The organism is Brachyspira innocens ATCC 29796 (assembly GCF_000384655.1).
In the GTDB taxonomy this organism is placed as follows: Bacteria; Spirochaetota; Brachyspiria; order Brachyspirales; family Brachyspiraceae; genus Brachyspira; species Brachyspira innocens.
In genome coordinates this window covers 64,743-89,186 of sequence record NZ_ARQI01000126.1, presented here as the reverse complement: position 1 = coordinate 89,186, position 24,444 = coordinate 64,743, and the positions used below count along the sequence as shown (strand labels likewise).

Annotated in this window: 22 protein-coding genes and 1 tRNA gene; 9 read left to right on the top strand and 14 right to left on the bottom strand. The window is 26.3% G+C overall.

The features are described from left to right. The 4 genes from F811_RS0113000 to F811_RS0112985 form a co-directional block, all read left to right on the top strand. Positions 1-540, top strand: a 540-nt coding sequence (locus F811_RS0113000; protein WP_026364460.1) for a PD-(D/E)XK nuclease family transposase, incomplete at its 5' end; no start/stop codon positions are given. 3 nt (positions 541-543) lie between these two features. Beyond that, positions 544-1,545: a glycosyltransferase family 2 protein gene (locus F811_RS0112995; RefSeq protein WP_020005670.1), complete on the top strand. Its 1,002-nt coding sequence runs from the start codon at positions 544-546 to the stop codon at positions 1,543-1,545. 109 nt (positions 1,546-1,654) lie between these two features. Continuing rightward, complete coding sequence (locus F811_RS0112990; RefSeq protein ID WP_020005669.1) at positions 1,655-2,410, top strand: ankyrin repeat domain-containing protein; 756 nt, start codon at positions 1,655-1,657, stop codon at positions 2,408-2,410. A gap of 92 nt (positions 2,411-2,502) precedes the next feature. Further along, positions 2,503-4,095 carry a tetratricopeptide repeat protein gene (locus F811_RS0112985; protein ID WP_020005668.1) on the top strand — a complete coding sequence of 531 codons (1,593 nt, stop codon included), beginning with the start codon at positions 2,503-2,505 and terminating at the stop codon, positions 4,093-4,095. 4 nt (positions 4,096-4,099) lie between these two features. Here F811_RS0112985 and F811_RS0112980 read toward each other — a convergent pair whose 3' ends face one another. The 6 genes from F811_RS0112980 to F811_RS0112955 form a co-directional block, all read right to left on the bottom strand. Further along, a complete protein-coding gene (locus F811_RS0112980; RefSeq protein ID WP_020005667.1) occupies positions 4,100-5,044 on the bottom strand; it encodes an alpha/beta fold hydrolase in 945 nt (314 codons plus the stop codon). 143 nt (positions 5,045-5,187) lie between these two features. After that, a complete protein-coding gene (locus tag F811_RS0112975; protein WP_020005666.1) occupies positions 5,188-6,219 on the bottom strand; it encodes a deoxyguanosinetriphosphate triphosphohydrolase in 1,032 nt (343 codons plus the stop codon). Between the two features lie 79 nt (positions 6,220-6,298). Then, positions 6,299-7,378: a hypothetical protein gene (locus F811_RS0112970; RefSeq protein ID WP_020005665.1), complete on the bottom strand. Its 1,080-nt coding sequence runs from the start codon at positions 7,376-7,378 to the stop codon at positions 6,299-6,301. A gap of 48 nt (positions 7,379-7,426) precedes the next feature. Beyond that, positions 7,427-7,927: a BspA family leucine-rich repeat surface protein gene (locus tag F811_RS0112965; RefSeq protein ID WP_020005664.1), complete on the bottom strand. Its 501-nt coding sequence runs from the start codon at positions 7,925-7,927 to the stop codon at positions 7,427-7,429. A gap of 17 nt (positions 7,928-7,944) precedes the next feature. Next, a complete protein-coding gene (locus F811_RS0112960) occupies positions 7,945-10,299 on the bottom strand; it encodes a BspA family leucine-rich repeat surface protein (protein ID WP_020005663.1) in 2,355 nt (784 codons plus the stop codon). Between the two features lie 23 nt (positions 10,300-10,322). After that, positions 10,323-11,300 (bottom strand): segregation and condensation protein A, encoded by a 978-nt coding sequence (locus tag F811_RS0112955; protein ID WP_020005662.1) that lies wholly within the window; start codon positions 11,298-11,300, stop codon positions 10,323-10,325. A 123-nt stretch (positions 11,301-11,423) separates the two neighbouring features. Between F811_RS0112955 and F811_RS0112950 the strand changes: the two genes are divergently transcribed. Further along, positions 11,424-12,404, top strand: coding sequence for a Gfo/Idh/MocA family protein (locus F811_RS0112950; protein WP_020005661.1), 981 nt, complete (start codon positions 11,424-11,426; stop codon positions 12,402-12,404). Between the two features lie 110 nt (positions 12,405-12,514). On the opposite strand, the gene F811_RS15820 is transcribed toward F811_RS0112950, so the two are convergent. From F811_RS15820 to gltA, 3 genes are all read right to left on the bottom strand, one after another. Beyond that, positions 12,515-14,392 (bottom strand): LysM peptidoglycan-binding domain-containing protein, encoded by a 1,878-nt coding sequence (locus F811_RS15820; protein ID WP_020005660.1) that lies wholly within the window; start codon positions 14,390-14,392, stop codon positions 12,515-12,517. Positions 14,393-14,407: 15 nt separating this feature from the next. Continuing rightward, positions 14,408-15,028 (bottom strand): hypothetical protein, encoded by a 621-nt coding sequence (locus F811_RS0112940; protein WP_020005659.1) that lies wholly within the window; start codon positions 15,026-15,028, stop codon positions 14,408-14,410. A 738-nt stretch (positions 15,029-15,766) separates the two neighbouring features. Beyond that, entirely contained in the window at positions 15,767-17,167 is a 1,401-nt protein-coding gene (gene gltA / locus F811_RS0112935; protein WP_020005658.1) for an NADPH-dependent glutamate synthase, read from the bottom strand. A gap of 267 nt (positions 17,168-17,434) precedes the next feature. On the opposite strand from gltA, the gene rpmB reads away from it, so the two are divergent. Both rpmB and ispH read left to right on the top strand, forming a co-directional pair. Then, positions 17,435-17,626 carry a 50S ribosomal protein L28 gene (gene rpmB, locus F811_RS0112930; RefSeq protein WP_020005657.1) on the top strand — a complete coding sequence of 64 codons (192 nt, stop codon included), beginning with the start codon at positions 17,435-17,437 and terminating at the stop codon, positions 17,624-17,626. Position 17,627: 1 nt separating this feature from the next. Next, positions 17,628-19,373, top strand: a complete 1,746-nt coding sequence (gene ispH / locus F811_RS0112925; RefSeq protein WP_020005656.1) for a 4-hydroxy-3-methylbut-2-enyl diphosphate reductase — start codon at positions 17,628-17,630, stop codon at positions 19,371-19,373. Positions 19,374-19,461: 88 nt separating this feature from the next. Here ispH and F811_RS0112920 read toward each other — a convergent pair whose 3' ends face one another. After that, positions 19,462-20,283, bottom strand: coding sequence for a DUF4912 domain-containing protein (locus F811_RS0112920; protein ID WP_020005655.1), 822 nt, complete (start codon positions 20,281-20,283; stop codon positions 19,462-19,464). A 156-nt stretch (positions 20,284-20,439) separates the two neighbouring features. Between F811_RS0112920 and F811_RS0112915 the strand changes: the two genes are divergently transcribed. Together F811_RS0112915 and F811_RS0112910 are read left to right on the top strand one after the other, a co-directional pair. Then, entirely contained in the window at positions 20,440-20,976 is a 537-nt protein-coding gene (locus F811_RS0112915) for a hypothetical protein (RefSeq protein ID WP_020005654.1), read from the top strand. 74 nt (positions 20,977-21,050) lie between these two features. Then, positions 21,051-21,123, top strand: a tRNA-Asn gene (locus F811_RS0112910). A gap of 48 nt (positions 21,124-21,171) precedes the next feature. Here F811_RS0112910 and F811_RS0112905 read toward each other — a convergent pair. The 4 genes from F811_RS0112905 to F811_RS0112890 form a co-directional block, all read right to left on the bottom strand. Then, a complete protein-coding gene (locus F811_RS0112905; protein ID WP_020005653.1) occupies positions 21,172-22,848 on the bottom strand; it encodes an ABC1 kinase family protein in 1,677 nt (558 codons plus the stop codon). A 92-nt stretch (positions 22,849-22,940) separates the two neighbouring features. Further along, a complete protein-coding gene (locus F811_RS0112900) occupies positions 22,941-23,255 on the bottom strand; it encodes a phasin family protein (protein ID WP_020005652.1) in 315 nt (104 codons plus the stop codon). A gap of 137 nt (positions 23,256-23,392) precedes the next feature. Further along, positions 23,393-23,605 (bottom strand): hypothetical protein, encoded by a 213-nt coding sequence (locus F811_RS0112895; RefSeq protein ID WP_020005651.1) that lies wholly within the window; start codon positions 23,603-23,605, stop codon positions 23,393-23,395. A gap of 22 nt (positions 23,606-23,627) precedes the next feature. Further along, the gene (locus tag F811_RS0112890) at positions 23,628-24,428 is read right to left on the bottom strand and encodes a TM2 domain-containing protein (RefSeq protein WP_020005650.1); all 801 of its coding nucleotides are present in this window, start codon (positions 24,426-24,428) and stop codon (positions 23,628-23,630) included. Positions 24,429-24,444 lie beyond the last annotated feature (16 nt).

The window sequence follows — 24,444 nt, the reverse complement described above, 5'->3', positions numbered from 1 at the left end:
AATATACATTCCTGTTATATGCTTTATGAGATGAATAATAAAAAGTTATTAACTGATCATTTGCAGATACATATAATAGAGTTAAAAAAGTTTAGGAAAAATGTATTATCTAAAGATTTGAATTATTGGCTCAAAATCTTTACAAGTAAAAATTTGGAGGTGTCTATGTCTGAAATAGTAAAAGAAAAACCTATAATGGAAGAAGTACAGAAAAAATATAATAATTTTGTAAAAAGCAGATTAATGATGATGGAATATGAGAAAAAAGAGGCTTATTTATACGGCAATCAGATAATGCTTGATGAAGAAAGAAGATTAGGAATAGAAGAAGGAATTAAGAAAGGTAAAGAAGAAGGTATAAAAGAAGGTAAAGAAGAAGGTATAAAAGAAGGTAAAGAAGAAGGTATAAAAGAAGGTATAGAACAGGGTGAAATAAATAAGGCAAAAAGCATAGCATTAAAACTTAAAAATATGAATATGGATAATAAAGAAATAGTAAAAATAACTGGATTAAGTTTAGAGGATATAGAAAAGCTGTAAAATATGGTTAGTATAATAATACCTGTTTATAATGTTTCAAATTATTTGAAAACTTGTTTGGAAAGCGTTATTAATCAAACTTACAAAGAGTTGGAAATAATATGTATTAATGACGGCTCTACTGACAATTCGTTTGAAATATTAAAAGAATATGCTTCTAAAGATAAAAGAATAACAATAATAGACAAAAAAAATGCCGGAGTATCTGCAGCAAGAAATGACGGCATAGAAAAAGCGAAAGGCGAATATATATTTTGTATTGATAGTGATGACTATATAGATAATGATTTTATCGAAGTTTTTTATAATAATGCTAAAAAAAATAACAGTGATTTAGTAGTATTGAGCACTTTTTGGAACTTAGATAAAAGGGTTAATAAAGATTATCATTCGGCACTTCCAACATGTTCAATGTTTATAAAAAAATTAATATTGGATAATTATAAATATTTAAGATATCCTTTAAATGTTCAGCCCGGAGAAGATGGCATATTTTCACATGAACTTTTGATGTATACGAAAAATGTTAGTTTTGAATATAATACAAATTATCATTATGTAAAAAGAGCAGGACAGGATTCTCAAAGGGCTGTAAAAGAGCCTTCTATATTAGTTAATGCTATACCAAAGTGGTTTGAGTTATTAGAAGATTTCTACACTAAATATAATTTTTGGGAAAGTAAGTCACTATCTTTTGCTAAATACATAGAAGGTGAGGCATTTTTAGCTTTTAGAACAAAAAATTTTAAAGTAGAAGATGAAAGAAAAGTTTTTGATATTATAAAAAATACTTTAAATAAAGTTATTAAAAATATAAATAAAGAATATTATGATAAATATTTCTCTAAAGAGTTTATTATTTTTATAGAATCAAATACTATTAAAGAATATTACAATAAAGTTAAATATAAATACAATTATATAAGATTTACAATATTTGCAAAAGATGTATCGATACGCTATAAAGAAAACAGATATAAATATTATAAAAATGATACTATATAAATATATATTGTTTTATAAAAATTAATGATAAAAATGTTTAACATAAATCTATATAATCCGTTTATTATATATAATAGTTTTTATATAAAATAATGGGGTATTATTACATATGTCAAAACATATTCTTATAATAGTTTTTATATTAAGCGGACTTTTATATTCTCAATTAAAATATGATATTAACAAAGAAGAAGACAGACTTTTTATATATGCAGAACATGGAAATTATGAAGGAGTAAAAGAATTAATTGAATCTGGAGCAGATGTTAATTCTCTTGACAAAGATAAAATATCTCCAATTATACTTGCTTCATTTAACGGACATAACGATATAGTAAAATTGCTTATAGAATATGGTGCTGATATAAATATTGTTAATATATTCGGGTATAATGCCATTATGGCAGCTGCTTCAAACGGACATATAGATGTTTTTGATACTTTACTTAAAAATGGAGCAGATATTCATCAAATAAATAATGACGGAAATAATATTCTTATAGAATCATGCTTTAAAGGCAATCAGGATATCATAAAAAAAATAATATCGCTTAATATAGATATAAACTATAAAAATAATATAGGATACACGGCATTAATACAATCTGTTATAAGCGGTCATGAAAATATTGTAAATATTTTACTTGAAAATAATGCTGATGCTGATATTGTAAGCAATGACGGTAAAAATGCTTTAATGTTTGCTATTATAAGAGAAAATATAGAAATAGTAAAAATATTATTGGAATATGGTGTTGATATTAATATAACCGATGAAACTTCAAATACTGCATTAGATTATGCTTATAATACAAATAATGAAAAAATTATTAATCTAATCGAAAAATATAACGAGAATATTTAAATTCACAAAAAATTCTTAATTTAGTTATCATATTTATTTTTTTTTATAATACATCAATCCGATAAATAACATACTAATATCGGGATTTTTGCATGGAACAAGAGCATAATTTTATAAAAAATGATGAAAATTATGAATATGCAAATGAAAAGCCTGCTTCAAATGGTGTTATGTTAACAATAATACTATTCATAGCCGTAATAATAGCTGGAATATGTTTATGGATATACAATTCAAATAATGTATCACAAAATAATGCATACTCAAATATAAACACTAATTTTTATACAAATACAGTAATAAGCAATAAAAATGATATACTAAACAGAAATAATATTAAAAAGAACTTAGATTATCTAATGGATATAAAATATGATGAGTATATAGCTCCTCATATTAATAGTTTTAACGAATTTTTTAATAATAATCAATTTATAAACAGTTTGGATACAAGAACTGTTGTTATTGTTTTTATTTCAGCATTAGCAACAATTATAGTTGGAGCATTATTATTTAGAGGAAGCTCTGATAATAAAGAAGAAGATGATGATATTAACATAAAAGATAGTATAAATGATAATAATGATGAAAAAAATAATAAAAATAAAGAAATTTATTCTGAAGGAATTTCTAACAATAATGATAATAAAATTATTGATACAAATTATGACGGTGATAAACTTGTATTAAAAAACGATTACTATAAATACAATAAAAAAGGAGACAATGTTTTTTGGAATGTTGTAAAAAAGAATAAAAACACTGAAGAAAATCTTAATATTAATGAATTATCACTTATGGCTATAAAAGAAGTTGAAAATGGAAATGATGATAGTGCTATAAGCATATATACAAGAATGCTGAACTCAAACGACAATAATACAGCAGTATTAAAAAACAGAGCATTACTATTCAGTAAAAAATATCAGGAAACTTCAGATGATAAATATTTTAATGCCGCTTTGAAAGATTATAATAGAATTATAGATATTAATAATTTTAACGAAGAGAGCAATATTGATGTATTAAAGGACAGATCCGTTCTATACACAAAAAAATATCACTATACAGCCGATGAAAATTATTTTACTCTAGCATTAAATGATTATAACAGAGCAGTTGAAGATAATAATAATACAGATGATTTAAGTACACTTCTTATATATTCTGACCTTTATAATGAAAAATATAAAAACACAAGCGATAAAAAATATTTTAATATGTCATTAGACAATTATAATAAAGCCTTGAATATTGATAAAAATAACACTTCAATATATATAAACAGAGGCTGGCTATATTTAATAGATTATAAAATAAATAATGATATTAAAAGTTTGGATAATGCACAAAAAGACATAGAATACGGTCTTAATATTGAAAAGAATAATTTTTATCTTTTAAATAATAAAGGTATAGTATCCCTTTACAGATATCAAGTAGAAAAACAGGTAAAAGATTTAAAAGAATCTGAATATAATTTTTTACAGTCTATAAAAAACAATAAATCAAAATCCGTATTAGCAGAAAGTTATTATTATTTATCATTAGTTTATGATGAATATTCAAAATTAACAACAATTACTGCAGAAAAAATGAAAGAGTATACAGAAAAAAGCAATCATTATTTAGAAGAGTCAAAAAAATTAGGATACAAAATATTAAATACAGAAGCAGCAAAATAAATATTTACTGTCCGCTAATTCTGCTGCATATTCCTTCTACAGTGATATTATATTCATATGTATTTTCTATATTAAGAAGATGTCCTGCATTTTCTATTATAAATATGTCTTTATCTGGAGCTTTTATCTGTTTATAATATTCCAGCACTGTTACAGTTGGTACCTGCCAATCATTTTTACCGCATATAAAAAATATTGGTATATTAAAATTAGTAAATTTACTCGTATCATAATCTAGTAAATAATATATTATATTTTTGTTTAATGTTAATGGACTAAAATTAAACATATCTTTAAATGAATATATAGGACTTTGTTTTATAATCTTTTTTAATTTATCTTGTCCTTCATAATATCCAGCCAATTTATATTCAGCCTGCACTTCTCTAAAACTTTTAAATAAATCAAAAACATTATTATTATTTATATTAAAAGGATAATTTTTTAACTTACACATTTTCTCAATATATTTTTTACTTCCGCTTTTTTTCACTAAATCAAAACAATAATCAAATCCAGTTTTCTCCCCTACTTTAAAACTAACAACCTGCCCCATTCCAATATATGCTGAAACTGTGTTTGGATATTTTTTTATAAACTCAATACCTAAAACACTTCCAAAAGAATGACCTAGTAAAATAATATATTTTGATTTATATTTTTCTTTTACATAATTAATAGTTTCTTTCAAATCTAATAATAATTTTTCTATTGTTATATCATTTTCTTTGGATTTATTTTTTAACTGAGTTTTTCCAGTCCCTCTTTGATCATAATACACTAAATTATAATTTTGATTTTTTGAATGCATTTTATATAAAAAATATGATTCGCTTTCACCAGGTCCGCCATGCAGAAATATTAATGATGTATTTGATTTTTTAGGATAATGTATAAAATATTCTTCTATACCATTTATTTTTACATACTCTTCAAAAAATATATCCATAATTATTAACTTCTATTTTGGTATTTTTTATATTATAAATATTTTAATTTCAATCAAATAAAAAGTAAAGCCCTATAATAATATTATAATAAATTATCATAAGGCTTTATAATTTTTTATAGATTTTTTATACATATTTTTATCTAAATATAATTGAGTTTTCCGTAAGTAATTTTTTTATGCAAACTTACAGCCTCCGAATCAGTAAGATGAGCTACATAATCTTTAACAAGTTCTTCATCGCTTTTATAAGGAATATCCGCTTTTTTAAATAAATTATCCTCTTCTATTATTTCTTTATGCTTTAATAAATATTCAAATATAGTAGATATAATTCTATTAACTCTCTCTACATCTTCAAGTATAGCCTTGCTTTCATAAACAGTTTTAAACATAAAAGCCCTCAAATCATTAATAGCCTTTAAAACTTTCTCATCAATATCTATTTCCATCTTCTCCATACTTGCTTCTATCACACCCATAATCATAGTATCAGCTCTCTCTCCGTATGTAGTGCCTAATACTTTTACAATATCTTTTGGTAAATCCTCATATTTAAGAAGTCCGTATCTTATAGCATCATCAACATCATGATTAGCATATGCTATAGTATCTGATATCCTTACAATCATACCCTCATTAGTGGAAGGACCAGAAGAGTCAGAAATAAGTTTTCCGTTTTTTCCTTTTGTATGCTTTATAATTCCATCTCTTACTTCAAAACTTAAATTAAGTCCCTTACCTTTTTCTAAATGCTCAACTACTCTTAAAGAATGCGAAGAATGATGAAAACCTTTAAAATATTTTGATATAGCCTTCTCTCCAGCATGTCCAAATGGAGAATGTCCCAAATCATGACCAAATGCAATAGCCTCTGTTAAATCTTCATTAAGCCTTAATGCCCTTGCTATACTTCTTGCTATCTGCATAACTTCAAGTGTATGTGTAAGCCTAGTTCTGAAATCTCCCACCGAAAGCATTATAACCTGTGCCTTATCTTTAAGACGCCTAAAATATTCGCTATGAACTATTCTGTCTCTGTCTTGCATATAAATTGTTCTTATATCATCTTTTTCTCTTGGGTATACTGTTCCTTTGCTTTCAGATGAAAATGATGCTGCGGGAGATAAAAAAGCTTTTTCTCTAGTTTCTATATCAAGTCTTATTGTTCTCAAAATATTTTCCTTAAATAAAGAGTAATTATAATTATGTTAATAATAAATCAATTAATGAAAAAAAACAATAATATAAAAATCAATTAAATAAATAAGCCAGATAATGCTCTTTATTTATATAATCTTTTAAATCATCTAAAGAAATAAATATTTTTTCATAGCCATTATCAGACATAACTATAATACCTATATCTGTTGTAAGAAATATTAAATTATCATTATAAAAATTATTGGGTGCTTTATATCTTTTTAATAAATCATCAGAATTATTTACTAAATCTTTAAAAGAAGAACTTATTAATTTTTGACTATTCAAATCATAAATAAGAGAAATATTATTAATTATAAGTTTTTTATCTTCTTCTGCTTGAGTAATTCTTTTATATATACAAATAGTTTTTTCATCTAAGTATAATATATTAAATGCATATAAATCTCTAAGTTTAAGAAAATATTTTTTTAATTCATAAACAGAAAATTGTTTTAAAAATGAACTAACTTCATATGAAAGCTCTTTTTCTTTTTGATATTTAAAATCTTCTGAAAAATTATATTCGCCGTTAATATCAAAGTTTATTTTATCTTTATTATCTATAAATGCATAATAAAAATTAAATAAATGATTAAGAATTGTTACAGTCATTCCTCTGTCATTAGTTTTTAAAAATTTAAATCCGCATATATTGAAATTTTTTATATTTATTTTAGGATTATTAATTATTTCAAAAATACCTTCTATTTTTTTGCCATTAATATACATATCATATTTAATTTTTGAAGTACTATTATTTTTTAAATTTATTTCTGCAATATTTATTCTGTTTAAAGTTATAAACTCTTCTTCAGTATCATAGTCAAAAACTTCAATCTTTTTGCTATTTCCTGCAATCCCATAAATACCAAAAAAATTAGAATTATTTATAAATATTTTACCCGTATACAAATAGTGAATACCCTCATCAATATTTTCAAATCTATTGCAATAAATATATATATTATTAATATTGTCTTTAAGTATAAAAAAAGTTATATCTTTTATATAAAAATAAGGACAGTACTTATTTTTCATTAAATATTTGAAAATAATCACTAAAATAATAAGAAAAACAATCAAAACAAAATATTCATTATGCAATATACTATATAATAAATTTGTCATTCATAAACCCTCACAATTTTTGTATTTTTATAATTTAATAATAAAAACTCATATGTACCATTTAGGACCTTCAGTTAAATTTGTATTTATAAACATATCTTTTGTATAAGTATCCTCACTTACTTTCCAATCATCTAAATTCTGATTAAAACTTAGAGCATTTTTAAACATACTGCACATATTTTTTACATTGCTTACATCCCATTTATATAAAGGCATATTGAAACTACTAGCTCCATAAAACATATAACTCATATCAGTAACATTACACACATTCCAATCATTAATATTTATATTAAAATTTTTTATATTATGAAACATAGATTTCATTGTTATAACATTAGAAGTGTCCCATTTTTCTATACCTGAAAAATCTACTCTTACATTGTAATCCTCGTATTCGCTGTAAGAACCTTCAAAACATGCAAAATTAGGTTTATCAAAAAGCATAGACATATCAGTTATTAAAGAAGTATCAATATCACCTAAATAAATATTATTGTTTTCTATTAAACTTCTTAATTCAATTTTATTCTTTGGTTTATACACAATTAAAATCCTAATATTTAATAAAAAAGTTTTTCTTTTTTAAAATCACTTATCATCAAAACAAGCCAATAATATATGAATCTATTTTCAACTGTTTTATTTTCACTATTGTAAAATGATATATTAATTTTAACAATATCTCCATTACTAATATATTCATCAAATTTAATTTGAATAGTAAATTTATCTTTTTTAAAATCTTCAAAATAAAATATACTCTCTGAAAATTCATAAATAACATTCATAGAATATCTGCTTGCAAATGCTTTCAAACTGGAATAAACTATTTCTATGTTTTGAAGCTTTTCTATTACTTTATTGAAATCTGAGATATCTATATTGATAATTGGAAACTGATTTATAGGCTGAAATATCTCATAATCATTTAAATGTATTTTCCATTTTGTTATATCTTCTTTAGTTAAATCAAATACGCTAGATAAATTAATATAACAATTTTCATCTATAACAACATTATTATCATTGCAATCAGTATAACTGCTGTCGCCTAAATATCTGAAAGAAGTTTTAAAATTCATATTTTCATCATATAAATTCCAAATTAAACTATATGCATATTTATTCATTATAGGATTATCAATAAAAATATCTTTCCAAAATTTATAATTATATTTCTTACCGCTTATTAAAATTTTTATTAAATTGTAATTCTGACTTTTCAATATATTTGGAATCTCTTTTCTAATATGCTTTATTTCTTCTTTTATATTTTCAGGAAAGTATTTCGGTATTGATTTTAATTCTTTTTTATTATTAATATCAAACAATTCTACTGAATTATTATTTTTAAGAGAGATTTTATATTTATTATCATTTACTTCTATGATTTTCTCTCCCCTTTTATCAAATCCGAAATCATATACTACTTTAAAACCTAATTCATATAATTCTAAATTCATTTTTTCAGAAATAGAATTTAATAAACTAATAGCCTCTTTTTTAATTGAAGTCTTTTTATTCCTAGCAAAAACATTATATAATAAACTTAAAGCGAATTTACTGTCTGTATGCAATGCTAAAATCCTCATAAACAATAAAGAACTATTTTCTCTATTGTACATCTCAATTAACATATTATCATCAGCATATACACCGCAAACTAAAACAGAAACATCTTTTTGAGAATTAATATATATTTCTCTTATACAATTTTTAAAACTATCTTCATCAAGAAAATTAATTATATTATCAAGTGTTTGTATTTTATAAATATATTTTTTTAAATTATAATACTCTAAATAAATATACTTTATTATTTTCATGTCTATAATTTTTGATTTATCTTTACTAAAAACTTTTATTTCTTTTTCTTTTATTATATCATCAATGAATTTTAATTTTTTATTATTCTTTTTATCATAATTTACCCAATTCTCTATATCTTCTATACTGCTCAAATTTAATACTTCATCATTATTAGCTTTTAATTCTGTATAAAATTCATTTTCAAGCATTATTCTAAAATCAGCATATATTTTATTGTTATAATTAATAATGCTTTTATATGCTTCTTTCACGTTATTTTTTATTATCTCAAACTGTGTAATTTTTGATGATTTATTCTTTGCTGTTACATATTCAGCAACTATAAATTGTATAGGGATTTTATTATTATTTTTTAGTGAAGTTTCTTCAAATGCAAAATCTAAATCTGATACATTATATAAATTCCAATCTGATAAATCCTGATTAAACATTAATGCCTTATAAAATATATAAGACATACTTTCTAATTTTACAGTATTCCATTTATTTAAAGGCTTGTTAAAACTTCCTGCCCCATTAAACATAGAAAACATATATTTTACATTAGAAGTATCCCAATCATTTAAAGACTTATTAAAATTATAAGCACCAGCAAACATACCCGTCATATTTTCAACTTTAGAAACATTCCATTTATCTAAAGGCTGATTAAACTTTTCACATAAACAAAACATATTAGCCATATTTGTAACATTGGATGTGTTCCAGCTTTTAATATCCTGATTAAATTCTCTACAAGCAAAAAACATGCCTTCCATATTATTTACTTTTGAAGTATCCCATTTATCTAAAGGCTGATTAAACTGACTGCAGCCTGAAAACATTCTTTTCATACTTTCAACTTTTGAAACATTCCAATTATTTATATTACTGTTAAAATTTTTCAATATTTGAAACATAGACTCAGTATTAATAACATTTTCTGTATTCCAATTCTCTATGCCTGAATAATCTTCTCTATTAGTTTTTGAAAATAAATGAGACATATCAGTTATTAAAGAAGTATCAATATCGCCTAAATATATATTACTATTTTCTATTAAACTTCTTAATTCAGTTTTATTGTTTGGTTTATATTTACTCATAACTTAAATATTAAAAAAATTTATTAATTTTGATTATCTAAAATATTTTCATTATTTTCTTCTGAAGAATTGTTTTCTATATTTATATTGCCTTCTGATTTAATTTCTTCATTAGAAACTTCTTCCGCATTATTATTTTCTTCTTCACCATCGCTATTTTCTTTATGTATAAAACGCTCATCTCTTTTAAATACATATATCTCTTTAAATCGTACCTCTTGTTTAAGTAAAATCTCTTTTTCTTTAACGAGCTCAAGCATAGCTAAAAAGAATGTAACAAGCTGTCTTTTCGTAACTCCGTCTTTAAATAATACTATAAAAGGGAAAAAAGCCGTTTCTGATAATTTTATCCTTATCATATCAATAGCATTATCTATATGAAAATTGGACATTCCAGAGAGAACTGCCAAATCTGTTTCTGGTACAAACTGCACTTTCGTAAAAGCATACACCAAATCATAAAGCGTAACATCTTTCCAAGCAACTTCATTATCATCTAAAGAATTAATATTATTAAAAAATTTTACTCTCTCTGTATCTTTACGTTCAAATATAGAGTCAGAAGCCTCCTGAAGCCTGTCAAGCTCTTCAGAAACCATTTTATATCTCTGAAATTCAAGCATCTGCTCTACTATTTCAAATTTTAATCTGTCTGTAAACTTATCATCATCTATATCATGAGGCAAAAGCATTTTTGATTTATATAAATGAAATTCAGAAGCAACTACCAAAAAATCCCCTGTGGAATCAAGATTTAATGCTGCCTGAGCTTTTAAATATTCAACAAACTGATCTATAATTTCCAAAATAGAAACTTCATATATATTTTTTTCGCTTCTTTTAAGCATATCAAAAAGTATAGATAAAGGTCCTTCATAATCTATACTTGATAATGAAACAGTAAACTCTTTATAATCAGGATTACTATTTTCTGTTTCTTTATTATTATTTAATACTTCAGAAGTATTTTCTTTATTTGTTTCGTTTATATTCTCTTCCATAATGTTTTATACTATATTATAAATATATAAAAATTCAAGTGTATAAGTTTTTATTATATTGACAATAAATAAAATTCTAATATTATTTTATTAATAAAATAACTAAAATAAGGGGTAACTAAAATGAAAAAAATAAATATAGGTTTTATAGGAGCTGGACATATAGCAGAAACTATGGCAAAAACTATAGCCAAAATAAAAGAAGTAGAATCATATGCTGTAAGTGCAAGAGATTTAAAAAGAAGTAAAGCATTTGCCAAAAAATACGGATTTAAAAAGTTTTATGGCTCTTATGAAGAGATGTTAAAAGATGAAAAAATTGATTTAGTTTATATAGCAACACCTCATTCACATCATTATGAACATATAAAACTATGCTTAAACAATAATAAAAATGTAATATGTGAAAAAGCATTTACTGTTAATACAAAGCAAGCAAGAGAAGTATTAATACTAGCAAAAAAGAAAAAACTTTTACTTGCAGAGGCTATATGGACAAGATATATGCCTAGCAGACAAATAATAAATGACACTATAAAAAGCGGTATTATAGGAAAAGTAAGTTCATTAACTGCCAATTTAGGATATGTTATAAATAAAGTTCCTAGATTAATAGAACCAGAATTGGCAGGTGGAGCTTTGCTTGATGTGGGCGTTTATACTATTAATTTTGCTTTGATGGTATTCGGAAATAAAATAAGTAAAATAGATTCCTGCTGTGTAAAAACTAAAAAAGGCGTAGATGAACAAAACTCTATTACATTAACATTTGAAGATGGAAAAATGGCTGTATTAAACTCTACAATGTCAGCATTAACCAACAGAGAAGGAGTTATAAACGGAGATAAAGGTTATATGGTGATAAAAAATATTAATAATCCAGAAAGCATAACAGTTTATTCTCTTGATAGAAAAGTTGTAAAAACTATTAAGGTGCCAAAACAAATAACAGGATATGAATATCAAATACTTTCATGCGTTGATGCTATTAATAACGGCAAACTAGAATGCAAAGAAATGCCTCATGAGGATATTTTGAGAGTAATGAATATAATGGATACTTTAAGAAGAAGTTGGAAAATAAAATACCCTTTTGAAAAATAAATAAATGAATTTATTAATTGGAAAATACAGATTCCGTATTAATAAATTCATATAAATATAAAAAGCCATGCATGAATATTATTCATACATGGCTATTTTTTTAATAACTTTTAGTTATTTGTTTGAGTAGCATTATTTTCTTCTTCATATCCTGCATTTGCTTGATCAGCTGTGATATTATTTTGCTGCTGATTTTTCAATATCATAGCCTCATCATAAGTAATATATTCCATATTAGGATCATATGTACCGGCTCTTTGTTCACCATTCATACTAGGTATAGTTAATACCTGACCTGGAAGTATCAAGTCTGGGTTATTAGGATCTCTCAATACATTTCTATTAGCTTGATATAATCTGTACCATTGTATAGGATCATTGTATATGAAAGAGTATCCAGCTATTCTCCATAAAGCGTCAGTTAAAGGAGTTCTTTGTACAACTGTATAATACATAGGAAGTACAGTAACTTTACCTTCAGTATTAACAGTTTGACCAGTAGTAGCATCGATTATCTGACCTCTCTCGCCATCACCATCTCCTTCTACTAAATCGCCATCAACAGGTCTTTTTGGTCCCATTTCATATATAGCGTTCATAGAATTATTAGCTTCTTCAAGTTTTTGTCTTGCTAAAGCATTATCATTATTAGCTAATGCATCTTCAGCATCTTTAATAGCTTGAGAAAGATTTTGATCTTCTTCACTATCTGGTATTATATAACCTTGATCAATAAGCTCTTGATATCTAGCTTTGATTTCATCTAATTGTCTTTGATTTTCTTCTCTTGCTATAGTATTATCACGTTCATTAATTAAATCGTCCATAGCTTTAGAAGCCTCTAATGCCTTTTCACTTGCAGCAGCAGGATCAGTTTCAGCCAAATTATTAGCATCAGCTAAAAGAGTAGATATATTTTGATCAACTTCATCACCTCTAGTTATAGTGTTATCATTAACAAGGCTGTCATATTTTTCCTGAGCATTGGCAATATCCTGTTTAGCTTTAGCAACAGCATCTGCTTGTTCTTTAGCAAGTGCTTCCTGCTCTGCTTTTTGTCTAGCTTCTTCTTCAGCTTTTTTCTTAGCTTCAGCTTCTGCCTTAGCTTTTGCTTCAGCCTCTGCTTTAGCTTTTGCCTCAGCAGCAGCTTTTGCTTTAGCTTCTTCAGCTTTTCTCTTAGCTTCAGCTTCTGCTTTAGCTTTTGCCTCAGCAGCAGCTTTAGCTTTTGCCTCTGCTTCAGCTTTCGCTTTAGCAGCAGCGGCAGCTCTTTCAGCAGCAGCTTTTGCATCTGCTTCTGCCTTAGTTATTCCAGCAAGAGCAGCAGCAACGTTTTGCTGTACGCTTGCAAAATTATCAGATTTTAAAGCTTCATCAGCTTTGGCTAAAGCACCAGATACAGTTTTATCATTATTATCGCCTGCTTTTATACTTTTACCCAAAGCAGCATTATATTTAGCTTTTGCATCAGCTATAGTTTTTGAAGCAGTATCTCTTTCTCTGCCTAAATAACCTTCTTTAACAGTATTAGCTGATGATAAAGCATTGCTGTAAGAGTTTAAAACAGTTGTAAAAGTATTTGAAGCAGCGATAAACTCTTCATCAGTTTGAGCAGTAGCATCAGGAGCTGGAATGCTTCCTACATTAGCATTTCCTTCTTCAAAATATTTAACAGCTTCTTCATATGTTGTTTTAAATTGATTATCACTAGAAGCACCCATTTGATTTATTTCAGTAATAGCCTTATCAGCATCACTTCTAGTTTTACTTATTCTAACATTCATAAGTCTGTAGAATAATGCCATACTAGCTTTATCTATACTAACAGAAGCTTCCTGAGATTTATCATAAGACTGCTGATATTGTCCTTCATTTTGAAGCGTATCAGCCTCTTCGGTAATTCTTGCTGCATCTTCATAAGTTTGTGCTGGCAAAACTGACCATGTAAAAGATAATAAAGCTATAGTAGCTATTATTTTTTTTATTCTCATCATTTACTCCTTATATTAATTCTGTTCCTGTTCAAAGGCTTCAATTTCCTGCATCATTTTTTCTAATTGTGCTAAGCGTTCTTTTACTGTTCTTAAAGCCTCATCACTTTTATCGAATTGCTCTTTAGTTTTATTATATAAATCAGTATATGCTACTTTAGCTTGATAAAGTTTATCTACCATTGTTCTATAATCTTTAGTTTCAGCTGTGTACATTGCATTAGCTTCCTGATATAAAGTATCAGCATTATTAAACTCATCAGCATACATTACACCAGCTTTGATATTAATAGCATTGGTAGCACTTTCATCTGTTTGCTGTTTCAATATCTCAGAATATGGCGGTAAGCCTTTATCCAAAACTAAATTATAATTAGTTTCAGCAGTTAATAACAACTCTTTAGCTTTTTCTGCTTCATCTTTATTTTCTTCTTTCATGATAATATCAGCTTCTGCATAACCTTTTTCGGCTATGTCAAAATCTTCTGGGGCAAATGTTTTTATCTCAGAATATTTGTTTACCACTGTATCTCTTAGTGCGGTTACCCTTTCATATTCTTTTACTGGTAAGCCGCCGCATGAAATAAGCATAAAAGCTATTAAGGTGATAAAACCAACTTGTACCTTTAACTTCATAATTAGATTAATCCTCCCAATCTTTATTTTATAAAATATATCTTATGGCTTATATAAATATAAACCATAATTATTAAAATAAGAAAAATATATTATTACAAAAAAATATAATTATGTTAACATATATTATTATTAACGGTATAAAAGTCAATAGCTTTCATAGTTTTTTGGTTGTTTTATACATGGATTTTAGTTTATCTAAAAGAAAATTTATTTATTTTTGTATTATTTAAAAATAATTTAATTATAACAATTTATTTTTATTTTTTAAAAATACATATATCATCAAACAAAATAACTTTACTTTTATGATTGACTGCTTTAATAGAAACAGAACAATATACTTCTTTCAAAACTAAATTAATAAATAATTATATTATTTTTAATTTTAGAATTTTATAAACTTGGCTTCACAGGCATACTTCATAATCATCCCAGTTCTTTTATGACATCTGAATTACAGTTAGGTATGGTATAGAATAATTAAGGCTCTCCATATTTGCTGTGTGAAAAAAATGTATTTTTGTAGCTTGAACATATGATTTATACGAAATGGAAAATATTTATTTTATATAATAATTAATATTATATATTTAGTATAAGATAACAAAAAATTGTTTATCAGGTACTTTTGAAACAAGTCATATAATGATAAAAACATATTATTTCTTTACAATATTTTTTAAAATAAAAAAGGAGACTTAAAAAAGCCTCCTTAAATAGTTAAAAATTAACTAATTATTTATTAGACAAATATTTATCTATTCCAGCTGCAGCTCTTTTACCATCACCAATAGCTAGAATAACTGTAGCAGCACCTCTTGCAGCATCTCCTCCTGCAAATACTCCTTCCATAGAAGTAGCACCAGTTTCTTCATCAATAACATAAGTACCTTTTTTAGTAGTTTGTAATTCTGGTACTTTTCTAGCAATAAGAGGATTAGGAGTAGTTCCTATAGCAATAATAACTGCATCAACTTCTATATCTTCTGTCTGACCTTCAACAGCAACAGGTTTTCTTCTACCGTCAGCATCAGGCTCACCAAGCTCCATAACTTGTGTCCTTATAGCTGTAACATTATCATTTTCATCTGCCAGAATCTCTAGAGGAGCTCTTAAAAATCTAAAATCTACACCCTCTTCCATAGCATGATGTACTTCTTCTACTCTTGCTGGAAGTTCTTTTTGAGTTCTTCTGTAAACGATATATACTTTTTCAGCACCTAATCTTACAGCTGTTCTGCAGGCGTCCATAGCTACGTTACCGCCGCCTAATACAGCAACTCTTTTATGTCTTATAACTGGAGTATCTACTTCTGGGAATTTATAAGCACCCATCAAGTTAACACGTGTCAAATATTCATTAGCAGAATATACTCCGCAGAAATTTTCACCTGGTATATTTAAGAAAGCAGGAAGTCCAGCACCAGTTCCTAAAAATATTGCATCATATTCTTTTCTTAATTCATTGAAATCTAAAGATACACCAGCAACTTCATTTATTTTAAAATTAACTCCGTCTTTTTTAAGGTTTTCTACCTCATGAGCTACCAATTCTTTTGGCAGACGGAACTCTGGAATACCATACATCAATACTCCGCCTATTGTATGTAATGCTTCTAATACAGTTACATCATATCCTAATTTTATTAAGTCTCCTGCACAAGCTAATCCTGCAGGACCTGCACCTATAATACATACTTTTTTGCCGTTTTTTTCTACTTTTAAATCTTCATGCTGAGCATGTTTTCTTTCATAGTCAGCAACAAACATTTCTAATTTACCTATAGCTACAGGTTCAAATTTTTTACCTACAACGCATCTTTCTTCACATTGAGTTTCCTGAGGACATACTCTTCCGCAGGCTGCAGGCAAAGCATTTGTTTCTTTAATTTTTTTAGCAGCTTCTATAAACTTTTTTTCAGCAACAAGGCTTATAAATTCTGGAATCTTTACCTTAGCAGGACAGCCTTCCATACAATGAGGTACTTTGCAGTCTAAACATCTCAAAGCCTCTGTATAAGCCTGTTCTTCAGTATATCCTGTAGGTACTTCTTTAAAGTCCTTTCTTCTCTCTTCAGGACTTCTAGTAGGCATTTCTTGTCTAGGTATTTCACCTAATTTTGATCTTGGGGGCATATATCTCTCCTATTTAGGTTTTTTAACATCTATTTAATTGTGGATTATTATACTACAATTTTAAATATAATCAATGGTTAATTTTTATTTAATAAAATTTAATAAATAATAAAATATAAGATTAATTCATTGCTATAAAAATTTTATGCCGTACTATAATTATACAAAAAAATAGTATCAAAAATGAATGCTCTATTGACTAGAATAATTTTTTATAATATAATCACACAATTATAAATTTAATATATCATTTCTTGGAGGAAAATTATGGCAAGAGTATGTGAAATATGCGGTAAAGGCAAACAAAATGGTCATAGTGTGAGCCACTCTAATATAAAAACTAAACGTTCTTTTAATGCTAATTTGCAAAACATTAGAATAGAGGTAAATGGCTCTGTAAAAAAGGCTTTAGTATGCACTAAATGTCTTAAAGGAAATAAAGTAGCTAAAGCTAAATAAAATGAACGTAGATATAGGTAAATTCGCTGGTTTCTGTGATGGTGTGAAATATGCAGTTGAAAATACTTTTTCTCAGGCTGCTAAAAATAATAATGATATATATATTGACGGACATTTAATACATAATCCTCAAACTCTTGATATGTTGGAAAATATAGGTGTAAAAACATATGAAGATGATGAGGATATGTCTGTTTTAAATAATAAAACTGTTATAGTAAGAGCTCATGGTATATCTCCTAAAAGACGTGAAGCTTTATCCAGCCATGCAAAAAAAATAGTTAATCTTACCTGCAAATATGTCGCTAAAATTCAAGGTCTTGTAAAAAAACATAGTTCTCTTGGATACAGAATTATAGTAATAGGAAATCCTAAACACCCTGAAATAATTGGGGTATGCGGATATGCTGATGATGTATATGTTGTTTATAAAGATGAAGATTTGAATAATTTACCTAACGATGCAAAAAAAACTCTTATAGTAGCCCAAACAACTTTACAAAAGTCTGTATTTGATAAATATGTAAATAAAATAAAAGAAAAATATCCTAATACTGAAATTATAATCAAAAATACTATATGCGAAGCTACAGAGCAAAGACAAAATGAAGTATTAGAAATAGCTAAAAGAAACGATGCTGTACTTGTTATAGGAGGCTCTGAAAGCTCAAATACTAGAAATCTATATAATATAGCATCGTCCATAAAGCCTGCATTCTATGTTGAATATAAAGAAGATTTAGAAAAAATAGATTTATCAAAATATAAAAATGTAGGTATAATGGCTGGAGCTTCCACTCCAGACTGGCTTATAGAAGATGTCGCTCAAACTATAAAAGATAAATATGCAAGCCCAATTACAAGATTTGTTTCTAGAATATTTGATTTTCTTAATTATGGATATATATTCTTCTCTGTAGGTGCTTTTTTAATGTCATATGCTATATATGATATATTATCACAGCCTTTTCAGTATAAAATAGCTATAGTAGTAGCGGCTTATTATTTATATATGAGTTTAGGAAACGGCTATAGTAACTATACAATTAAAATAAGTGATAAAAGAAGATATTTATTCTATCAAAAAAACAAATTCTTTTTTATGACACTTATAGCCATAAGTGCATTGTCGATGTTTTACTTTGCTTATAAAGTAGATATTGGAATACTAATGCTTACAATACTTTCAAGCCTTTTAGGTATAGGATATAATATAAGTTTTGAAAATAAGTCAAGATTTGAAACTTCTATATTTTTTAAACTATTTAAAAAACTTATACCATTTAAAGCTATAGTAATATCAGTTGCTGTTACAATACTTTTGAACGGCTCTATATTTATAATGCATAGAAATATAATAAAAGAAAAACCTTTTCTATATGTGTTTTCTACAAGCATAGTATTTTTATTTATGTTTATAAGGCAGGCACTTATAGAAATAAAATTCTCTCAAAGCGATAAAATAGCAGGGGCTGTAACTTTAACTACATATATAGATTCAAGTAAATTAGCAGTCATAACTAGAATAATACCAATTGTACTCATATTATTTATGATAATTAGTATCCTTATAGGAAAGTTTCCGCTAGAATTAAATAAATTAAAATACTTTATACCAATTATATACAGCAGCATTATCTCTTTTGCTGTAATGAAAAAGAAGATTATAACAAGCAGGCATTTATTTTCTATATTGATAGATTCCCCGCTTTATGTATTATTTTTAGCGGCATTAATTAACATTTAATTTACAGAGTCAACAAAAACAAAAACAGAAAAATTAATAAAGTATATAGCTATCAATTAATACCGCTTAAAGATTTAAAATTTTTAATTTAGTTCTTTTTTAAGAAAAGTGAAGAAGATGATGAACCAGCTAAATGATGTCTTCTCAAATCTATAAGTTCAAATATAGTAGCAGAAGACAAACTTTCTCTTAAAGCTTTAGGAGATTTTAGAAGCTTAATAATCTCTTCATTAACCATCCATTCCTCATCATAAACATTGCTTATAGAATCTCGAGGCGCATATATCATGTTGCTTCTTGCAAGTACTATAAATCTATTGTTTTCGTCATAATATCCCAATTCACCAATAAAATAAGCATGAGGCATAGCTAAATTAACATATCTATCCCCATATATATAGTTAACTTCTATTTCTTTATGTATCTCTCCATTAGTAATATCATATCCGAATACATGGAATATTCTTACAGATATTCTTTTATCTTTTAAAGAATGATAAGCTATATCACTGTCAGATATATCCCAATAGAAGAAACACCATTCAGGATCACGCATCATAAGAACCAATTTTGTTTCATTATATCTGTCTGGAAGCTCTCTAACTATATCAACTTCATCAGGTATATACTCTTCTTTTTTTACCTCTTCTTCATCTAACACTTCTAATTCTTCATCTTCTTCTATTTTTTTCTTTGAAACAGATTTTTTAGAAGAGGAAGTTTTTTTACTACTTGCAGTTAAAGCTGTTTTTTTAGTAGATGCAGATTTAACTGCAGCTTTTTTAGCAGAAACTGATATTTTTTCTTCTTCATCAGTTTTTTTAGCAGTTGCAGTTTTTTTAGCGGCAGCAGAAGTTGCTTTCTTTTTAGCGGTATCTTCAGCTGCTTTTTCTGTTTTTTTAGTAGCCATTAAATATCTCCATAAATTTATATTTTCAAGACCATTATAGAACAAATACTCTTATTGTCAACAAGGAATAGCAACTTTTTTACTTTTTTGATTTTACTAGATTTATATTATTACGATAATAAAATAACGAAAAAATTATTAAAATTTGGAGCAAAAGTGAAAATTAAATTTATTTTAGCAATATTTTTATGCATTGCACTGTCAGTCTTTGGGCAAACAGACTTAGATATACCGATAACGCCGAGCAAAGATCAGGAATTAGATAGAGCTGCAGGATATTCAAGAACATTATCCAATTTTGACGGAAGTATAAATGCCTATGCAAGATTAAAGGCATATATAAATCTTTTGGATTCTAAGGGAATGCAGGCATTAAAATCTCACCCATCATATCCAAAATTAGGTGATATTTATATGTATGGTGCTATATATTTAGAAAAAGAGTTTAAAGAAGATAAAATAATAGAACTTTATGAAAAAGCTTTAGAGTTAAGAGCAGAGCCAAATTCTAATTATAAACTTGCTCTTAAATACAAAACTAAATATGATAATGCTGTAAAAAAGAATGATCTTGAAAAAGAAATGGAATATGGAAAAAAAGTATACGAATATTTAAATACCTATCTTACATTATCTGGAAATAAATCTCAAAAATACAAAGAAATACTAGAATATTTTAGCATATATAAATAAAATAAATAAAAAATTAGTTTTAGGTATTGACATTTTTTATGACTATGCTATAATACTTAAACATTAAACAACAATCCGAGATAGCTCAGTCGGTAGAGCAGGTGACTGTTAATCACCGGGTCGCAGGTTCGAGCCCTGTTCTCGGAGCATTTTTTAAGCCTCCTAAAAAGGAGGCTTTTTTATTATCATCTGTATTTATCTCTTCTTAACATACTTCTTAATAAACCTGCTTATTATCATTATAAATCCCATAATAGCAGAAAGTCCAAAACCTATCATACCTATAACTGAAGTACCATGAAATAAAGGCGGCATCTTACTTGTTATAATTAAAGCACTAGCCATTATTAAAGAAGCTAAAACTATAGAATAACTAAGTCTGTCAGCTAAACCGTCTAATGTAGTTGATAATGATTCTAAGTTTTTATGCTCAAGCTGAATTTTCATGCTGCCTTTTTTCATGACCGAAACTAAATCACTGAAATCAGAAGGTAATTGTTTTAATATATGAGAATAATCAGTTACTAATTTTTTTAATTGTTTTAATATATTATCTGGCTTTATCTGTTCCTTAACATATCTAAAAGCAAAAGGTTTTATATGTTCTATTAATTTTACATCTTTATCTAAATTTCTTGCAACTCCTTCAAGAACTATTAAAGATTTTATTAAAAGCATAATATTGCTTGGAAGACTTAGTCTAAACTCTCTTATTATTTCTATAAGTTCATTAAATACATCTTCTATATTAATATTATCCAAAGACATATCAATATACTTATTAACCAAAACAAATATTGCCATATTAAAATCATCTATATTTTTTATATCGCTGTGATAACATAAATCTAGTATTGATTTTGACAATGCCAAATAATCAGCCGAACTTATACTCATAATCAAAGATGAAAATGCTTCTTTTGAATTTGGAGGAATAAACCCTATCATTCCAAAATCCAAAAAACATAATACATTATTTTCTAAAGCCATCAAATTACCTGGGTGAGGATCGGCATGAAAAAATCCAAGCATAAATATCTGCTCTAATACAGCATCAATACCAATAGAAACAAGTTTTTTTCTGTCATATCTATTATCATCTGGTGATATATCAGATATTTTTATTCCGTCTATATACTCCATAGTAAGTATGCTTTTTGTACTGTATTCTTCATATATTTTAGCTATTTTTATATTTTTATTATCTTTAAAATATCTAGCAAACTTAAGAGTATTATTTTTTTCAAAATTAAAATCAAGTTCCTGTAAAAGCTGAGCTTTAAAAGCGGCTATTAGTTTCTGCGGCTGCATTAAAGCAAACTCTTCATTATATTTTTCTATGATATTTGAAAGCCATATAATAACCTCTATATCCATAAGTATGTTTTCTTCTATATTTGGTCTTTTTACCTTAATAGCAACTTTCTCACCTGTTTTTAATATAGCAGTATGTACCTGAGAAATAGAGGCGCTTGCTTTGGGCTTCATATCAAATGAATCAAATACTTCATCTATTTTTTTACCTAATTCTGTTTCTATTATATTAATAGCTTCATTTTCATCAAAAGGCTTTACATGATTTTGAAGTTTGCTAAGCTCATCTGTAATATCTTTCGGAAGTATATCATTTCTGTTTGATAGTATCTGACCTAGTTTTACAAAAGTAGTTCCCAAATCTTCGCAGGCCATTCTTATACGCTCACCCCTGCTGTAGCTGCGTAAATCAATACCCTTATATTTTATATTAATTTTATCTATTGGATTTTTTATTATCTTTAATATTGGAGTTATGGCTATGATGTCTCTGAAGCCGTAAGCCATTATTATTGAAATTATCTCTCTTGCTCTATTTATAGATTTCATATTATTCATTTTATTTTCCTATTTTTTATATAAAAAAATGCACTATTAAAAATATATAAATAATTTTAATAATGCATTATTCTTTAATTTCTGCTCAATATTTACTCTTGATTATTCTTATTTAAAGAAGCTTTTATTTCATCAAGCTCTTTTCTCATAGATTCATATTCTTCTTTTTTTACATATCCCATTTTATCTATAACTTGTTTAACTCTGTCATCTATAAATTGTGTAACTTCTTCTTTTGTTTCAGAAGCTTTATTTACCATATCTTTAACAAACTTTTCTCCCTCTTCTGCACTTATATTTTTGTCTTTAACAAACTCACGTGCTGCATCCTCTAATTTTTCCTTTCCTTTAAGCATCATACCTATGCCAGCATAAAATCCTGATTTGATATCATCTGATATACCCATTGTTATTCTCCTTTAATGTATTTATTTTTATTACTAATAAATTATTTACTTTAAAACAAAAAAAGTCAACACAAAAAAATACATATTTATAAAATGTATGCCAATTATATATAGTAAAATTATTTAATTATAGAGTTTTATTTATCGATAGCATCAAAATAACAAGCCATAAAATCTCCTTCCCCATTCTCAAAATCTTTAACCATAGAAGAAACCTTTTTATTAAGCTCTTTTATCATGATATAAGCTATTTCCTGTGCCTTACTCTCTGTAATATCACTGTTATTTTCTCTGATATGCTTTATAACTTTATTAATATCTACTCTTTTATATACACCATCGCTATCCACTTTTTTAAACTCCTATTATTAATTAAATATAACCGCCCTTTCTTAATGTGGTTTTTAAAACATCTATATCGCTTGTAATGTCCATAATATCGTCTTTTTGTATATTTTCCAAAACCTTTTTTAAATATTCTATAACTGCTGAAACAGAATCTTTAATATCATATATAATATTATTATTGTTTATAGTCTTTGAAGATGACAAATCTATATATGAATTAATAAGTTTTAATATAGTAGGTATATTATATTCAAGCATTTTACCAAGCTCTCTTCTTGATACGCTTTTATCTTCACAATTTTTTGACTTATCTATAACACACATAAACAAACTATTTAATTGCCTTACATTAGATGCAAACTCATAATCAGTTATTGATTTTAGGCATTCATTAATAGAACTGTGATACTGAAGTGCCTTACATATCAATTCATCTTCTGTATTATAATTATTTTTTGCATTTTCTTTATTTTCTATATCATCAACATAGCTGTACTGAGCTTCAACGGCATTATCAAATCTGTTTGCATAAACTTCTCTCTCTTTATCTGAATCTAATTCATTATTGTAGGAATATTTATCATTATTATTTGAATATTCATCATTAAAATAATCTTTATTATATTTCGTATTAAATGCATCATCGCTCATAAATATAAATCTAAGCAAATCTACTACACATAGCAAATAAGGAATACCAGTAAAAAAGAATACAACATATAAAACTCCTCTTTTATATTGTCCTAAATAAAATTTCTGTATTCCTATACCGCCCAAAAACAAGGATAAGGCAGAACATATTATAGCTTTAAATCTTGTTTTCATTTATATAAAAATCCTA

Excerpts from the sequence above, each read along its gene's own strand:
- F811_RS0112905 (WP_020005653.1), bottom strand. The coding sequence starts at position 22,848 with ATGAATAATATGAAATCTATAAATAGAGCAAGAGAGATAATTTCAATA.
- gltA (WP_020005658.1), bottom strand. The coding sequence starts at position 17,167 with ATGCCCCCAAGATCAAAATTAGGTGAAATACCTAGACAAGAAATGCCT.
- F811_RS0112920 (WP_020005655.1), bottom strand. The coding sequence starts at position 20,283 with ATGGCTACTAAAAAAACAGAAAAAGCAGCTGAAGATACCGCTAAAAAG.
- F811_RS0112890 (WP_020005650.1), bottom strand. The coding sequence starts at position 24,428 with ATGAAAACAAGATTTAAAGCTATAATATGTTCTGCCTTATCCTTGTTT.
- F811_RS0112960 (WP_020005663.1), bottom strand. The coding sequence starts at position 10,299 with ATGAGTAAATATAAACCAAACAATAAAACTGAATTAAGAAGTTTAATA.
- F811_RS0112940 (WP_020005659.1), bottom strand. The coding sequence starts at position 15,028 with ATGAAGTTAAAGGTACAAGTTGGTTTTATCACCTTAATAGCTTTTATG.
- F811_RS15820 (WP_020005660.1), bottom strand. The coding sequence starts at position 14,392 with ATGAGAATAAAAAAAATAATAGCTACTATAGCTTTATTATCTTTTACA.
- rpmB (WP_020005657.1), top strand. The coding sequence starts at position 17,435 with ATGGCAAGAGTATGTGAAATATGCGGTAAAGGCAAACAAAATGGTCAT.
- F811_RS0112900 (WP_020005652.1), bottom strand. The coding sequence starts at position 23,255 with ATGGGTATATCAGATGATATCAAATCAGGATTTTATGCTGGCATAGGT.
- F811_RS0112980 (WP_020005667.1), bottom strand. The coding sequence starts at position 5,044 with ATGGATATATTTTTTGAAGAGTATGTAAAAATAAATGGTATAGAAGAA.
- F811_RS0112950 (WP_020005661.1), top strand. The coding sequence starts at position 11,424 with ATGAAAAAAATAAATATAGGTTTTATAGGAGCTGGACATATAGCAGAA.
- F811_RS0112955 (WP_020005662.1), bottom strand. The coding sequence starts at position 11,300 with ATGGAAGAGAATATAAACGAAACAAATAAAGAAAATACTTCTGAAGTA.
- F811_RS0112990 (WP_020005669.1), top strand. The coding sequence starts at position 1,655 with ATGTCAAAACATATTCTTATAATAGTTTTTATATTAAGCGGACTTTTA.
- ispH (WP_020005656.1), top strand. The coding sequence starts at position 17,628 with ATGAACGTAGATATAGGTAAATTCGCTGGTTTCTGTGATGGTGTGAAA.
- F811_RS0112995 (WP_020005670.1), top strand. The coding sequence starts at position 544 with ATGGTTAGTATAATAATACCTGTTTATAATGTTTCAAATTATTTGAAA.
- F811_RS0112985 (WP_020005668.1), top strand. The coding sequence starts at position 2,503 with ATGGAACAAGAGCATAATTTTATAAAAAATGATGAAAATTATGAATAT.
- F811_RS0112970 (WP_020005665.1), bottom strand. The coding sequence starts at position 7,378 with ATGACAAATTTATTATATAGTATATTGCATAATGAATATTTTGTTTTG.